We start from the raw sequence: 15,698 nt of genomic DNA, 5'->3' as shown, positions 1-15,698 counted from the left end.
CCCCAGGCCCTCCCGGTGGAAGTTTGGGAGGGCTCCTTAATATTTAATTATTGTAAACTCTGTTCTTCGGTTTAGCTGATGTGCGGCCTCGCTGCACTGAACGCCGTTGCGGCAACGGTTAAGCAAGCGGGTTTCGCCATATCCGCGGGCTATGATGCGGTCTTCGTCAATATCTCCAGTGGTAATAATGTACTCAACCGCCTCGTTAGCCCGGCGGCGCGAGAGCGCCATGTTGTAATCATCGTCGCCGCGGCTATCCGTGTGTGAGCCAAGTTCTATTACCAATGTCGGGTTTTCTTTCAGGATGGCTACCAGTTTATCCAGCTCCACTGCCGCATCAGGCCGGATGTAGGATTTATCTAAATCATAATAGATATTTTCAAGACGGATGGTCTTTTTGATTTCAATTTTATTCAGGTACAGGTTCTTCTTAACTGTTGCCCCCGGTTCCAACCCGGTGGTCGTGAAGGGATTTAAATTATCAGCCAGGTAACCTTTCTTCTCGCCTCTCAGCTGATACTCGGTGTTCTCATACAGCTTAAAATTGAACTGCCCGGATGCATTGGTACTAACACTTATTTTTCCGCCATTGGTTTTACTTAAGGTTACCACACTGTTACCTATGGGCTTGCGCGAGTTTTTATCATAAACAACCCCTTGCAGCTGATAACTGACCACCGGCAACGGCGAAAAGCTGTAAATATCATCACTACCCACACCGCTCATGCGGTTTGATGACAGGTAGCCCGCGGTGTCATTCACCAGCACATAAGCAAAATCATCCTGTGCCGAATTGATAGGATAGCCCAGGTTTTGTTTAAGGCCAAAGCTTGTGCCTTGCTGCACAGCCTTAAAAACATCCAGACCGCCCATACCCTTGTCGCCATCAGTAGAGAAATACAGCGTGCCCATGGCATCCAGGTAAGGTGTGCGTTCATTACCGGCAGTGTTTACGCCTGCCAGGTTAACCGGTTGAGCCCAGGTACCATCGGGCGTACGGGCGCAAAAATAAATATCGGTACCACCTAACCCACCAGGCATATCTGAAGTAAAATATAAGCCTTTCCCGTCAGCCGTAATAAATGGGTCGCCAACGGAGTAAACTTCCTCTTTATTTAACGGGAATGCAACCGGTGTTTCCCAGCGATTAGTTACTGCATTGCGTTTGCTCGAATAAACTTCGACAGTGATGGTTTTTATTTTGGCGGTATCCTTCCCCTTGCCTTTTGGCAGGCGGGTTAAAGTAAAGAACATCTCATTGCCATTGGCCGTAAAGCTGGCTGCACCAATATGATAATCGGTACCGGCAATAAACGGAAACAGCTTCACAGCATCTGCGGCGTTTGCACCTAAAGGCGATTCATATAAATTCAGGTACTTATTGCCCGTCCAACCGTAAGTGCGCTTATCTAACCCGTCATTCCCGTCAAACTTGATGTAAAACGGGCTTTTCTTTTTCTGCTCATCCTTGTTAGGTTTCACTTCCCTATCCGAAGTAAATACCACCGTATTTTGGTACCGAACCGCTCCCCAGTCAGATTCGGGCGTATTAAGCGCCTGTTCATTTTCAATCAGTACCGGTACGGGGCTCTTCATCCATTTGATGGCCGAGTCGCAAGATGAGATCCACGTTTTTAGCTGTGTTTGGTCCGCTCCGCGGCTTAGGGTATAGTAACGGGTATACTGCGTTTTTGCCTCAGTATATTTCAGATTGTTCTTAAGTACCTCGGCATACTTTAAAATGTTATCGGTGCTGCTATTGGGCATATTCACGGTAGTAGCATACCATTTTTCGGCCTCGGGGTAACTACGCATAAGGCGGTAACTGTTGGCCAGATGCTCGGCCGTATACAGCGTAGGGTTCTTTTGATAGGCTTTCAGATACAATTCGGCAGCTTTGCTGTAATTGTACAAGCTATATTGCTCATTGGCTTGTTTAAGCACATATTGCGCCTTAACTGCCTGGCCAAGCGTTAAAAAACAAATGATGATGAGTACTCTTTGCTTCATAATTTTCACTTAGCCGGTTAAAAAAATCGGGGGGTTAGCATACGGGCTTTCTGCGTTCTGATGTAAAAGCCGATAGATATCTCATGCGTGCCGCTACTATAGCCTTTAAGCGGCCCTACAGAAATATCATAAGCATAACCCACGCGCAAGTTCTCAACCGGAAAAACCTCCATAGCCGCTACAAACGAATTGAGGTTGCTCAGGTCATTCTGTAAATAACTCTTGTTGTAAAGTTTTACACCGGTACGGTAAGAGCCGCCTACCCACAACTTTTGGCCAAACATCACAAACGCATTCAAATCTAAACTGGTAGGTCCGCCGGCATCATCCTTTAACAACATGCTGGGCCTGATCAGCACATCCTCAGACAGCGGGAACAACGCACCGCCGGTTAAATAATAGTGCGGCTTTGGCTGTGCAATATATCCACGGTTGCGCACATTAATGAATTGAGAAATGAGGTTATCGGCCGAGAGACCTGCGTAATATTTATCGTCCGAATAAAAGACACCTACCCTGCCATCGGGCACAATGGTGCTTTGCATACCGGTAGGCATGTTGGGCTCCGGGTCATTAGGGTTTAGCAATGCACCATTAATGCCCAACTGCATTACGCCAATACCAAAGCCTAAGGCTAATCGGGAACTCCCTTCATCGTTCATACGCAAACGATAGGCATAATTAGCGTAGGCCGAAAGATTGCTTTGCGCACCCAGCCTGTCATTTGATATTTGCAAAGCCAAACCTACATTGCCGTTATTAGCAATAGCATCAACAGCCAGCGACATACTTTTAGGCGCCCCCTCAATACCCGTCCACTGGGAGCGGAAGAAACTGTGAAAGTTCAGGTTTTCCTTATAACCTGCATAAGCCGGGTTAATGTATATACCGTTAAACATATACTGGCTTTGCTGCGCATCCTGTTGGGCGTACAGCAGGCTGCTGCTTAATGTAAATATAATGTATATTAAAAATCTCTTCATGTCATCCTGTTTGTTGCGTGCGGCAAATACTACTTTTATTGGTTTTTGAGCGTGCGCATTAAAGTGATGTATCCTTTTAAAACCTGCCAATTGGTGGTTCGTACTTTGAGTATGTAGTAATAAGTGCCCTCGTTGAGGCCTTCGCCTGTCCAGTTGTTTTGGTAGTTAACCTTGTGGTATACCTCGTTACCCCAGCGGTTTACAATAACCAGTTCATTTTCGGCAAACTTCTCCAGTCCGCGTATCTCAAACACATCGTTTATTCCATCGCCGTTTGGTGTAAACAGGTTAGGTATTTGCAACAATGACACCGCACTCACGGTAACATTTACCGTAGCCGGATTGGTGTAATAACCATTCAGATCTTTAACCCGGTAGGTAAAGCTGTCGGTACCTGCATAACCTGCATTTGGCGTGTAGGTTACTGTACCGTTGCCGCCAATAGTAACCGTACCATGAGCTGGCTGGGTTAGTAACTCTACCGATTGCTGGTTGAAAGTACTGCCCAACGCATCGTCGTTTTTAAGGATGTCTATAACCACCGGCAAGTCAATGCTTGTAAAAGCATTATCTGCAACGGCCGCAGGAGATTTGGGGAAACTGGTAGTGATACTGGCATTGCTGCTCACGGCGTTGCCCGCCTGATCGCGCCCGTTCACGCTGGCATTATTAGTTACCGTGCCTGCGTCTTTATCGGCCTGGGTTAGGGTGTAATTGTAGTTTAGGGTAACGTTTGCGCCGGGCTGCAACCCACTTGCCGGCAGCACAACCGCCGAGTTGGTAAGCCCCAGCTTGCTATCGGTTAAGTTAACGGTAGTAAGCACCGAATTACCGGTATTAGTAATTACAAAAGTGTAAGTAATGTAATACGAGTTGAACACACCGGTTTTGCTTAAGCTTACGGCACCCACTGCTGTGGCAGCTACTACGGTAGGGTCATCTGCGGCCAGCGTATTAGGATTATCAGAACGTGGCCGGGTTATAAGAACGCCGCTGGCATCAGTACCGCTGGCACTGGCCTGATTGCTGTAGCTGCGGTTGCTTACATCAGCCGGTGTTACCGTATGGCGTGCAGTTACCGTAGCCGAGGCACCGGGCGCCAGGCTGGCAATATTAGCCGGTGTTACAGAACCTGCATCGGCACCTACGTCTGTAACCACTACGTTTGATAGTTGCGAGCTGCCGGTATTGGTAACCGTTAGTGTATAGTTAATAATATCGCCTACCTTACTGTAGCTGTTGTTGGCCACTTTAGTTAAAGCAAGGGAAGCATTATAAATAGTAACCGTTACTGTTATAGGATCTGACACCACACCATCGGGTGTAGTGAGTGTATACGTATAGGTATCGGTACCCACGTAATTAGCCACCGGCGAGTAGGTGACCCGGCCGCTTGCATCAACAGTGGTAATGCCATGCAAGCCGTTGGTTGGCGTTACCGTAGTACCATTAGCGCTGGCACCGTCATTTGTTTTTACATTGGTCACTACCGGCGTGTTCACCGGCGTGGTAACCGCATCATTTACACCTACCGGCTTGATGCTGATAGTTACAATGATAGGGGCTGATGCCACACCATCACTTGTTGTTAAAGTGTAGGTATAGGTATCCTTACCTAAATAACCCGCATCAGGCGTATAGCTAACACGGCCGGTAGCATCAACGGTAGTGGTACCGTGTGCACCGTTGCCGGTGGTTACAATTGTGCCAATTGCGCTGGCACCGTCATTTGTTTTTACAATGGTGGTTACTGGTGTGTTGATGGGCGTTACATCCGCATCGGGCACGCCAACCGGCCTCACGCTTATGGTCACTGTGATGGGGTCTGATACAATACCATCTGCCGTGGCCAGCGTATAGGTATAAGTGTCGGTACCGGCATAGCCGGTTGCAGGCGTGTAGGTGATACGGCCGGTAGCATCAACCACTGTGGTGCCATGCGTACCGTTAATAGCCGTTACGGTGGTACCGGTAGCACTGGCGCCATCATTGCCCTTTACTATGGTGGTAACCGGCGTGTTAATGGCAGTTGCGTCAACATCAATAACGCCCACAGGTTTAACATTGATGCTGATAAGTGCGCTTACGCTTTCAGTTCCGAAATTATCCTTAATAGTGTAAGCTATAGGTGTGGTTTTACCGGTAAAGGCAGCCAGTGGCGTAAAGGTCACCTGCCCCGTTGCGTTAACCGTGTAGGTTCCCTGGTTGGCAATGGTAACCGTTGTCTTTTTACCGTTATCAGCAGGATCTATTAATAACACCGTGGCCGCATTTATTGTTCCGTCAGGGTCGGTGTCATTGGCTGGAATGGTCAGGGTAATAGGCTGTGCTATGTTTGTCGTACCGGCATCGGCCACCGTAACAGGGGCTCGGTTAATACCAAAATTTACGCCGCTAACATCTAAACTGGTACCGGGTGTGTTTACACTAATCTGCAGATCGGGAGTGCCTGGTTTGAGGCCTGTGTTACCGGCATTATTAACACCATAAGCTGCACCCGAGGCCTGGAAACCGGCTGGTAGATTAGCTGCAATTGCTGTAATATTACCGCCTATAGCAACATTGTTGGTTGATATGGCCACATTGTAACTACCGCTGTTATTATTAAGTAATGTGTAAGTGCCATCTGCAGCTACAATTGCTTTATTAACAATAGTACCGGCGTTGTTTACCAGGTAAGCAAACAACTGCTTTCCGCCTACCAACTGAAGCCCTGCTCCTGCAATGGCCCCATCCGCAGCGCCATTCCCGTCGCTTACTACAGCGCCCGAAATATTAACGCCAACAACATCTCTTAAACGGTAGTCTTCGGCCTCGCCATCAGCAGCGAAAGATATGCTTCTTTCATCGGTCGGAGTTCCGCCATCATCTAACAAGCTGGTTGTAGTGAGGCGCAGCCTGGCGTATAGAGCCCCAATTTTCACTTTACCGGCAAACATGGCATTGGGGAAAGTAAGGGTAAATACTTGGTTTGCTGTATTAGCTGGTACGTTTACGCTAATCATTTCATCGGGCGCAAACAGGCCATCGCCATTAAAATCTATCCATCCGTAAAGAGTAGCAGGTACAGCCTTTTCGTTGGTAGCGGGCACTGTTAATACAACATTGCCCTGCTGGTTAACTTTCACGGCCGGTATAGAAGCAGGCGTGAGGGTGCTTTCATCTGCGTTACCCACAAGGTCATCATTATCGGCGTTTTCGCCAAAATCTGGTTGCCCGTCAGGATCCAGATTATTGGTGCCTATGTACACATGGGCCTTTGGAGCTAACGGGGTGGTGTTGTAATTAACCACCTCGTAGGTGCCATCACCCGGGTAATAATCGGTTATTTGAAAATCATCTATGTAATGACCGGTAGTGCCATAGGTTGCGGGGTCATCGCCCAAATCAAAGGGAAGTACAAAGCCCAAAGCAAGGGCAGTTATACCCGATCCCTTCATAGATACATTGTTGAGGTTGCTGGCACCGCGTGCAAACATTACAGCCTGCACGCCAAAATTGCCCGGGGGCAGATCAGCGTATAATTTAAAGGACTTGCCCGAGTTGGTTAAATCCATTTTGTAATGAATATCAGCAATATTGCCCTGCGTTCGTTTGTTGAGCAGCTGCCACGCAACGGCATTAGGCGTACTGCCCGATATATATTCGCCACCCACATCTATTGATTCTGCGTCGGCTATAATCATACCTGGGTAGGCCACATTTGTCCACACGTTATTGATAAGGATGGCTACCTTGATATCGATATCGAAGGTCACTGTACCGCCGTTAGTAGTGGCCAGTGCAGAGTTGAGCACCCCCCTCGAATTAGGTTTGGGCAGATTATTGCCTGAGTAGATGAGATCCAAACCATCTCCCGAATAATTACCCGGTGTGTAAGACGTCATTCCGGCTCCTAAGGACAGCACCTGGTTACTGATTACCGCAGTGATACGCACCGTTGGCGAAAACTGCCATACATAGGTGCCATTTACAATATTTGAAGCATTGGCCGAGGCCGGGGCAGATATTAAGGTTGTACCCACTGCATTTTTATCCCAGGTTAACCAGTAAACGGAGTTAGCCAGGTTAGTACCAGCACTACCGCCTATAGCGTACTGTGCCGCAGCCGGCTTAACGGCGCAGGCCAGCATCACAAAAAGCAGCAGTACTCTAAGAATGTATTTTTTTGTCATAGCTATTCAAATTCCCCGCTAGCCTCTTCTAAAAGATATCCAACAGGAATGCGTCGGCATTTAAGAAGCAAACTTTATAAATTAACAGGCTGCAATGCCAATACAGGGCGCAAAGCCTTACGGCTTAAACTGCCTAAATAGCCAATAATAAGTGTGGAAATGAACTCGATAAGTAAGATTTTGACCATATGGGATAAAGATACTATTACAATGATTATTTAACGGGTTGCCGGTCTTACACAGCACCGGTCTCAACTTATACGAAACTTTACGCAAGCAGGTTACCTCATTTATCGCCCGATAAACACCAAGCACGAAAATTCCTGACATAAAATTTTCCGTCAACCCGTTATAATTTAAGTTTTTTAGCTTATTTGGCTTATGCATCGCAAACAGTTCCTTTCTGCATTGGTACCAGCAACACTAGCACTATCATCTTTTAAAGCTGGCGGCAATAATGCCGTAAAGCCAAAACTTCAGAATTTACGGATACCGCCTTATTTAAAACCTGGCGATACTATTGGCATTACCTCACCAGCCGGCTACATTAGCCTGGAGGATGTACAACCGGCTGTACAATTAATGCAAAGCTGGGGTTTTAAAATTGAGATGGGTAAAACGGTAGGTAAGCGCGATTTTACCATGGGCGGAACGGCCGACGAACGTACCGATGATCTGCAGTATATGCTCAACAACCCAAACATTAAAGCCATTATGTGTGCACGGGGAGGCTACGGCGTTGTTCAGATAATTGACAGATTAAGCTTTACACAGTTTAAGGCACACCCTAAGTGGGTTATCGGCTTTAGCGATATTACAGTGCTACATAACCATATTCACACAAACTGCCACGTAGCTACGCTTCACAGCAAAATGTGCAACAGTTTTCCAGCCGACTGGAATAAGGCCGAACCTATTCAAATCGAAACCATCCTTTCTATAAAACAAGCCTTAACCGGCGAAAAACTGCAGTATAATGCCACGGCATCTGCATTTAACCGGATGGGCAAGGTAAGTGCACCCCTGGTAGGCGGAAACCTGAGTCTTGTAGCCAACTTAACGGGCACCCCATCAGACCTGGATACCCGTGGCAAAATCCTTTTCCTGGAAGACACGGGCGAATATCTGTATAATATCGACCGCATGCTTTATAATTTAAAAAGAAGCGGCAAGCTCAGCCATCTGGCCGGCCTTATCATTGGCGGTTTCAAAGTAAAAGCCGGAGAAGCGGACGACGCTTTTGGCAAAACCATATATGATATAGTATTAGATAAGGTAAAGCCTTACCAATACCCCGTGTGCTTTGATTTTCCGGTAGGGCATCAAAAAAATAATTTTGCCCTAAAATGTGGCACCTTACATACGCTTGAGGTGGGTGGCAATGGCACCATTTTAGCATCGGTGTAAATACCGGTTCTCATTATATTCGTGTGCAGATAAACTTATGTCTGTAATTTAGGGTTATACTGGTGCTTGCTTCAAAGCGTGTGAACCTATTAGGCTAATGAAATTCAAGTGTGTCATATTACTTCTGCTTGTATGCATTACGGCTGGCTGTACAAAATGCAACCATGCGGGCAAACAAGTGTATGATGATGACAAGCCCCCGGTAGATACTGATAGTCCGCGATTAAAAATTGTATGGGATAGTGCCGCCCGGAAAATATCACACCACGTTTACTTTGCCGAGTATGCCCGTATACGCCGCTGGAATAAGGACACGTTGTTGCTCTATTATCACTGTGGCACCCCTGGTAATGAGTGGGACAATATTGCATTGCGCCGCAGTTACGACAACGGAAAAACCTGGCAACCCGCACAAGTTGTTGTGCCTGATAACCATCCCAAGCGTTATTACGGCTTTGCAACACCAGACTTAATTAAGCTTAAAAATGGCTGGCTGGTGCTGGCCTATACCGGTAGGGGGCGGCCAGATGACAGTACGCATAACAATATCCAGGTACGCCTCAGCAAAAACATGGGCAGGTCATGGACCAAGCCGGCCATTATAGCCACGGGCCGTGCCTGGGAGCCCGGGCTGGTACAGCTTGCAGATGGCGCTGTAGAGATGTTCTTTTCTATAGAACTAACCAGTTCCAAAGGCGCGCGCGGCAGGCACGAGCAGAAGATAGTAATGGCTGCCTCTAATGATAATGGCGTTCACTGGAAAAAGCCCCGAGATATAACCTTTATTAGAGGGCGCCGGGACGGGATGGCTACACCGGTTGCGCTAAAAGACCATAAAGGGATAGTGTTTGCTTTTGAGTCGGTTTACAATGCACAATCGCCCTGCTTTGTATGGTCATCTGAAAAAGCGAAGTGGCGTTATAAGGACCCGGCCACGGCCGATAATGGCCGGCGCTGGTGCGGTACCGAAAACATATGGGGCGGTGCGCCCAGCCTGCTGCAATTGCCCAGCGGCGAAACCATACTATCCGTTCAGGATGCTGGCGGCAGGCCTATTGAACGGTATACACAGTGGAAAAAAAACACCATGCTGGTACTGGTAGGCAACAGTGTAGCCAAAAACTTTTCGAACGTATCGTGCCCCTGGCCCAACCTGCCCGAAAACGAGGGCGCTTATTTCAGTTCCGTTTTCTTGAAGAATGATAGCACACTGGCTGCCATAAGCACCCGAAACTTTAAGGACAAGCACAGCGAAATATGGTATAAAGAGGGTCACATCAAACGGCATAACCTCACGGCGAAAGGAAATCAAAAAGTTATACTTAAGCCGACCAAGCAGCAGCCGTTACCCAATAATATAATTACTGCACCATAAACCGCTCAAACTCCAAACTGTCACCTTTAAAGGCGTCAAAATCAACTGCATGGTTAATACCGTTTACACGGGCAGTCTCTGAATGTTGCCAAAACCACCAGTTGGTGTTTTTTCCGGCTTTAAGTTCTTCGCGGTTGTAATGGGCAATCCACAGGCGGTAATCATCAAAATAACCGTCCAGGTAATCCTTGTAAAAACTCAAGCCGGTATATATAATGGGCTTCACATGCGTTTTAGCTCGTACATGGTCTAAAAATTCCTTAAGCTGCTTTCGCATTTCAGCAGGTGCCACACCGTCTAAGCGTTCAATATCTACTACAGCGGGTAGGTCTCCGGTTTCCAGCTTAACATTTTGCAAAAAAAAGCGCGCCTGCCACTGCCCGCTTTTTTTAGGTCTGAAAAAGTGATAAGCGCCGCAGCGTATACCCGCCTTTGCCGCCTCGCGCCAGTTACGCTTAAAGTACGGATCAACCGTTAGCAAGCCCTCTGTAGCTTTAATAAATGCAAAGCTGATATGTACGCTATCTTCTTCCATAGCTTTTACCTTAGGCCAGTTAATTTTACCCTGTGCATAAGATACATCAATGCCATGTATATGATAGCGTGTAGGTATGCGTATGCCAAAACTTTTATAGGTGCGGTAATGCGGCGAGGCCCCTATATTACGTATCCACTGCCAGGTAGATGAGAAAAAACCAGCTACATAACCATAGTAAAACGGCGAAAGCAAAACAAGCAATGCGCCTGCAGCAATCAGTTTCCAGGGGATGGCCGGGCCCTGCTGTGCCTTTTTATTAGACCGGGGCTTAGCCGGCTTTTTAGCTTTAACAGTCGGCTTGGGGTTCACGGTTCTTGTCCTTTTACCAGGCGCAGGCAATTTATCGGGCGTCACGCTGCAAAGTTAGCAGGTGTCGGTGGTATTGGCAATGATTATCATTCATATTTACAATGCAGCGATTACATCAAGGCTTTACCTAAACTTTATGATTTGCGCCGTGTTGATATTATGAAAGCCGGAGTGTAAACTACCGACACCTTTATTTTACCTAAGCAATACACCCATGAGAAGCAAGATAGCTGACACCTTGGATAAGATTACCCAATCAAACACCACCCAGGAGGAAAAGATAGACACAAAAGCGCTGCTAAAGCATGCGCCCGAAGCGCCTATACCCACCGGGTTAAAGCCTATGCTTGCCACCCTTGTAGATAAACCTTTTGATGACGCTGACTGGCAGTACGAGGTAAAGTGGGACGGTTTCCGTACGCTGGCTTTTATACAGCAAGGTGAGGTGGAGCTGCTATCGCGAAACAATAAAAGCTTTAGCGATAAGTTTTACCCCATCCATCACCTGATGCAAGCGTGGAAAATGAACGTAGTGCTCGACGGTGAAATACTGGTGCTGAACGAAAAAGGTATATCCAAATTTGGCGAGTTGCAAAACTGGCGCAGCGAGGCTGATGGCGCTTTGGTTTACTACGTATTTGACCTGCTTTGGTACGAGGGTAAGAACCTGATGGAGCTACCTCTTTTTCAACGCCAGGCAATACTTAAAGACATTTTGCCAAAAGGCGACGACCGCGTGCGTATTGGGCAGGTATTTACAGCCAAAGGCACCTCTTTTTATCAAGATGCTGAAAAACTGCAGTTGGAGGGTATTATGGCCAAGCGAAGAAGCAGCACTTATACGCCCGACCTACGCTCACAAGACTGGCTAAAAATTAAAGTACACCAACGGCAGGAAGTTGTTATAGCTGGCTATACCAAAAATGAAGGCACATCCAAGCTGTTCAGTTCCCTTTTACTAGGAGTTTATGAAAAGGGCGAGCTGCAATTTGTGGGCAAGGTAGGTACCGGTTTTACTAAGAAAGTACAGGAAGAATTGATAGCGTTGTTTAAGCCCTATTTAACAAAGAAAAGCGCTTTCAAAGTAATTCCGGATATCAATAAGCCTTCGCGCTTCAGACCCGATCCGCCCAAAGCAGAGGCTTTCTGGTTAAAGCCCGAATTGGTGGGTGAGGTTGCTTTTACTGAGATTACCAGCGATGGCATTTTCAGGCAGCCATCTTTTCAGGGGATGCGATCGGACAAGAAAGCGATTGAAATTGTGCGTGAGGTGGCCCAACCTACCGCCAAGGCAGTTAAAGTAAAGGCCGTTACCGCAAGTGAGGCTTTTGCCGGTGCGCTTACCCCGCCCGAGGTTAGAGAAAGAAGAACACTGCTCAACCCTACTAATGATAGCCAGGTACGGCCGGTTTGCGGTCATGATATTAAGTTTGGCAACCTAAGCAAAGTTTACTGGCCCGAAGATGGCGTTACCAAAAGAGATATGCTCAACTATTATTACCAGATAGCTGATTATATACTTCCTTACCTAAAAGATAGACCTTTATCGCTTAACCGTTTCCCTAATGGCATACACGGCACCAGTTTTTACCAAAAAAACGTTAAAGGCAAAGCGCCCGAGTGGGCACAGACATTTCCGTACACCACCAGCGATGGCCAGCATAAGGAGTTTTTGGTGGGAAATGATGAAGACACGCTACTATGGGCTGCCACCTCTGGCTGTATCGAGATGAACCCCTGGTTCAGCAGAACACATTCGCCCGATAATCCCGATTATTGCGTGATTGACCTTGACCCTGATAAGAACACCTTTGAGCAGGTAATAGAAGCGGCTATTGAAGTAAAAAAAGTGCTTGACGCGCTTGGCGTACCTACCTATCCAAAAACCTCCGGCTCTACCGGCCTGCATATTTATATACCCCTGGGCGCTAAGTATACTTATGACGAATCGCAGGACTTTGCTCGCAAACTGGTACATGTAGTGAATAAACAACTGCCCGACTTTACCAGCGTGGAGCGCATCATTGCGCACCGCAACGGCAAAATGTACCTCGATTTTTTACAAAACAGGCCCGGAGCTACCATAGCCGGACCATATTCCTTAAGGCCTAAAATTGGTGCTACGGTATCTATGCCGCTTCATTGGGACGAGGTTAAACCAGGCCTTACCATGCGCGATTTTACCATATTTAACACTGTAGAACGCTTAAAAACTGAAGGCGATTTGTTTAAAGCCGTATTAGGTGAAGGTGTTGACTTAGAGAGAACCCTAAAAAAAGCAGAATCCCTATTCTCTTAAAAACTCAACATCTATTTAGACCCCCGGCTTTAACATTTTTAAGCCGGTGGGTCTATTTATGGCTAATGTTTACATTTCCAGCGCATAAGCATATCAAACCTTATTAATAATATTGACTAGCACCGTCGAAATTATGTTTAACGCTTACTAAAAGCATTGTTGTTAGTATTTAATATCTATAATAGCCCGAGTAAAATAAAATAACTTAAGCCAAGCACTTGCGTATAACGAAATAAATTTACTATTTTAGGATTCCCTATTGATATTAAACTGATTTGATTAGATGCGCAAAATAGCTTTACTCGCGCTGGTGGTCTTATTTGCTGCCAGTTGTAAAAAAGAAACAGCCAATACACCCTTAAACGAAAGCAATACTATTGAATTAGGTACAACACCGGCACCCCAACAAATGCCGTCGGCACTACCTAAACGGGTTGGATTTGGTGTCGAAAACGATATTTCTCAAACTAGTCAGATTATTCAAGAAAGCGACTACCGGTACCATTACTTAGCTGGCGACATTTTTTCGAATGGCTGGGCCAGCTGGAACTCACCAACGGGCGAATGGGCCCGAACTTTTCTAAATCAAACCCGCCAAATGGGCAAAATGCCTATATTTTCATATTACAACATCGTTCCGGCTAAAGGGCGTTTTGAGGATCCAGGCTTTACAAACCTGAACGATGCTGAAGTAATGAACAAGTACTTTGATGACTGGAAGCTATTATTAAAAATATGCAGAGAATATGGCGGACCGGTTATTATCCATTACGAACCCGATCTGTTGGGTTATATGCAAATGTTTAAAAACGATGCAGCTAAAAGCACCATTAAGGTAAGCGAAAGCAATTATCCAGACGTAAAAGCCTTTACCAATGATGCCAGAGGACTTGCACAGGCTATTGTAAGCATGCGCGATAAATATGCACCTAATGTGATGTTAGGGTGGCATGCCTCGCAGTGGGCAACTGGTCAGGATTTAATTAAAGGCAAAAACAACCCCGAGCAATTAGCTGCACAAACGGCTGCTTATTATAAATCTTTAAACGCACATTTTGATCTCATTTTTGCTGAATTTTCTGACCGTGATTCTGGCTATGATGAGTTTGTAGGCGGCAAGGGTAACACGCTATGGTCTACCCAAGCTAATGCATCTAATGGCAACCTGAGTGATTTTGATCGCTTTCAGCGCTACTTAAAAAGACTAAACTTTGATACTGGCCAAAAAATTATGCTGTGGCAAATACCTATCGGTAACACGCTAACCAAAACCTGTAACAATACTAACGGCCATTATAAAGATAACCGCTCTGAATACTTTTTGCAGCCGGTATTAACTAATGGCAATATGGATAAAATTAACCAGTACGCACAGGCCGGTGTAATAGGCTTTTTATTTGGCCGCGGCGCCAGCGGATGCACCAGTTACCTTGACCAGAAAAACGACGGTATAACCGGCAGCAACGAAAGCGCCGATGACGATGGAGGCTACCTCCGCAATGCTGTTAAAGCGTATTATCAAAAAGGAGCCATAGGCATAGCTGCACAGTAAAGAGAGGCGGTGTTATAGGCTTAAATCTATAGATACTTGCTTTGCAAAATCACCTTCCAAAGGTTCGAACAGGTATGACGAATAAAAGCGAAAGCACGTCGTCTGCCTATTTGTTTTTGACAACAAGGCTTACCTTACATAGTGTGAATGGAATGGGACTTTGGCGTCTACGTGTGAGGCTAGTGCCTGGCTCGGCGCTTTAAAACGCCGCCCGCTGCTTCTTTAATAGTACTGGTAAATACAAAGGCTTTGTCGTCTATCTCATGCACCATATTGCGGAGGCGTCTTACCTCCAGGCGGGTTACTACCGTAAATACAATATCTACAGGCTGGCTAATATCAAAGCTTTCTTTCAAAAAGCCCCGTTCGCCTTTATAAACGGTAATACCGCGACCTAACTCCATCACCAGCCGCTGTTTAACCATTTCGCTCTGGCTCGATATAATGGTAACACCAGTGTATTCTTCCAGACCTTCAATCACAAAGTTAATAGTGCGCGATGCTGTGTAATACGTAAGTATAGAATACAAAGCAGTAGGCAATCCCAGTTCTAACGCCGCTATAAGGAAGATGACAATGTTTATACCCAGGATAATTTCGCTGATGGTAAAGCTGATGCGCTTACCTGTATACAAGGCCAACACTTCGATACCATCAAGTGCGCAGCCCCCACGCATGGCCAAACCTACACCTATACCCATAAATACGCCGCCAAAAATAGAAACCAGCAATTTATCGGACGTAATTTGTGGATAAGGAATAAACTGCAGGCATAATCCTAATCCAATAACCGCAACAAGAGTTTTAATGGCAAAATTGCGATTTACTTGAAAAGCGCCCATCACTATAAAGGGCAGGTTTACCAGCACAATCACATAGGCAATATTGAAATGGTACAGCTCGTGCAGCAGAAGAGATATGCCGGTTACGCCACCATCAAAAAATTTATTAGGAACTAAAAAGCCTTTTAATGCAAATCCGCAAAATAAAATACCGGCTACAGTATAAAGAGAATCTGTGACCCAATGCGGTAAATTCAAACCTTTCATG

The 15,698-nt window shown here is 46.2% G+C and carries 9 protein-coding genes; 4 read left to right on the top strand and 5 right to left on the bottom strand.

The features are described 5' to 3' along the window. Positions 1 to 36: 36 nt before the first annotated feature. The 3 genes from ABDD95_RS01790 to ABDD95_RS01780 are packed head-to-tail and all read right to left on the bottom strand — an operon-like array spanning position 37 to position 7,168. Positions 37 to 2,010 (bottom strand): OmpA family protein, encoded by a 1,974-nt coding sequence (locus ABDD95_RS01790; protein ID WP_345950193.1) that lies wholly within the window; start codon positions 2,008 to 2,010, stop codon positions 37 to 39. 17 nt (positions 2,011 to 2,027) lie between these two features. Beyond that, positions 2,028 to 2,993: a type IX secretion system membrane protein PorP/SprF gene (locus ABDD95_RS01785; protein ID WP_345950192.1), complete on the bottom strand. Its 966-nt coding sequence runs from the start codon at positions 2,991 to 2,993 to the stop codon at positions 2,028 to 2,030. A 35-nt stretch (positions 2,994 to 3,028) separates the two neighbouring features. Further along, complete coding sequence (locus tag ABDD95_RS01780) at positions 3,029 to 7,168, bottom strand: CshA/CshB family fibrillar adhesin-related protein (protein WP_345950191.1); 4,140 nt, start codon at positions 7,166 to 7,168, stop codon at positions 3,029 to 3,031. 381 nt (positions 7,169 to 7,549) lie between these two features. Here ABDD95_RS01780 and ABDD95_RS01775 point away from each other — a divergent pair, with 381 nt between their 5' ends. After that, positions 7,550 to 8,575 (top strand): LD-carboxypeptidase, encoded by a 1,026-nt coding sequence (locus ABDD95_RS01775; RefSeq protein WP_345950190.1) that lies wholly within the window; start codon positions 7,550 to 7,552, stop codon positions 8,573 to 8,575. 97 nt (positions 8,576 to 8,672) lie between these two features. Further along, entirely contained in the window at positions 8,673 to 9,950 is a 1,278-nt protein-coding gene (locus ABDD95_RS01770) for an exo-alpha-sialidase (RefSeq protein WP_345950189.1), read from the top strand. Here the strand turns inward: ABDD95_RS01770 and ABDD95_RS01765 are convergent. Continuing rightward, positions 9,937 to 10,842, bottom strand: coding sequence for a glycoside hydrolase family 25 protein (locus tag ABDD95_RS01765; RefSeq protein ID WP_345950188.1), 906 nt, complete (start codon positions 10,840 to 10,842; stop codon positions 9,937 to 9,939). The genes ABDD95_RS01770 and ABDD95_RS01765 overlap by 14 nt on opposite strands. A 169-nt stretch (positions 10,843 to 11,011) precedes the next feature. Here ABDD95_RS01765 and ligD point away from each other — a divergent pair, with 169 nt between their 5' ends. Beyond that, on the top strand, positions 11,012 to 13,096 hold the full coding sequence (gene ligD, locus ABDD95_RS01760) for a DNA ligase D (RefSeq protein WP_345950187.1): 2,085 nt from the start codon (positions 11,012 to 11,014) through the stop codon (positions 13,094 to 13,096). A gap of 283 nt (positions 13,097 to 13,379) precedes the next feature. Beyond that, positions 13,380 to 14,648: a hypothetical protein gene (locus tag ABDD95_RS01755; RefSeq protein WP_345950186.1), complete on the top strand. Its 1,269-nt coding sequence runs from the start codon at positions 13,380 to 13,382 to the stop codon at positions 14,646 to 14,648. Positions 14,649 to 14,827: 179 nt separating this feature from the next. On the opposite strand, the gene ABDD95_RS01750 is transcribed toward ABDD95_RS01755, so the two are convergent. Beyond that, positions 14,828 to 15,697, bottom strand: a complete 870-nt coding sequence (locus ABDD95_RS01750; protein WP_345950185.1) for a YitT family protein — start codon at positions 15,695 to 15,697, stop codon at positions 14,828 to 14,830. Position 15,698: the final 1 nt, after the last annotated feature.

It is taken from the genome of Mucilaginibacter sp. PAMB04274, assembly GCF_039634385.2.
In the GTDB taxonomy this organism is placed as follows: Bacteria; Bacteroidota; Bacteroidia; order Sphingobacteriales; family Sphingobacteriaceae; genus Mucilaginibacter.
The sequence above is the reverse complement of the archived record's forward strand: the minus strand, read 5'-3'. Positions and strand labels throughout refer to the sequence as shown.

What these genes read in the sequence shown, in the direction of transcription:
- ABDD95_RS01750 (WP_345950185.1), bottom strand. Translation starts at nt 15,697, where the DNA reads ATGAAAGGTTTGAATTTACCGCATTGGGTCACAGATTCTCTTTATACT.
- ABDD95_RS01770 (WP_345950189.1), top strand. Translation starts at nt 8,673, where the DNA reads ATGAAATTCAAGTGTGTCATATTACTTCTGCTTGTATGCATTACGGCT.
- ABDD95_RS01755 (WP_345950186.1), top strand. Translation starts at nt 13,380, where the DNA reads ATGCGCAAAATAGCTTTACTCGCGCTGGTGGTCTTATTTGCTGCCAGT.
- ligD (WP_345950187.1), top strand. Translation starts at nt 11,012, where the DNA reads ATGAGAAGCAAGATAGCTGACACCTTGGATAAGATTACCCAATCAAAC.
- ABDD95_RS01790 (WP_345950193.1), bottom strand. Translation starts at nt 2,010, where the DNA reads ATGAAGCAAAGAGTACTCATCATCATTTGTTTTTTAACGCTTGGCCAG.
- ABDD95_RS01785 (WP_345950192.1), bottom strand. Translation starts at nt 2,993, where the DNA reads ATGAAGAGATTTTTAATATACATTATATTTACATTAAGCAGCAGCCTG.
- ABDD95_RS01780 (WP_345950191.1), bottom strand. Translation starts at nt 7,168, where the DNA reads ATGACAAAAAAATACATTCTTAGAGTACTGCTGCTTTTTGTGATGCTG.
- ABDD95_RS01775 (WP_345950190.1), top strand. Translation starts at nt 7,550, where the DNA reads ATGCATCGCAAACAGTTCCTTTCTGCATTGGTACCAGCAACACTAGCA.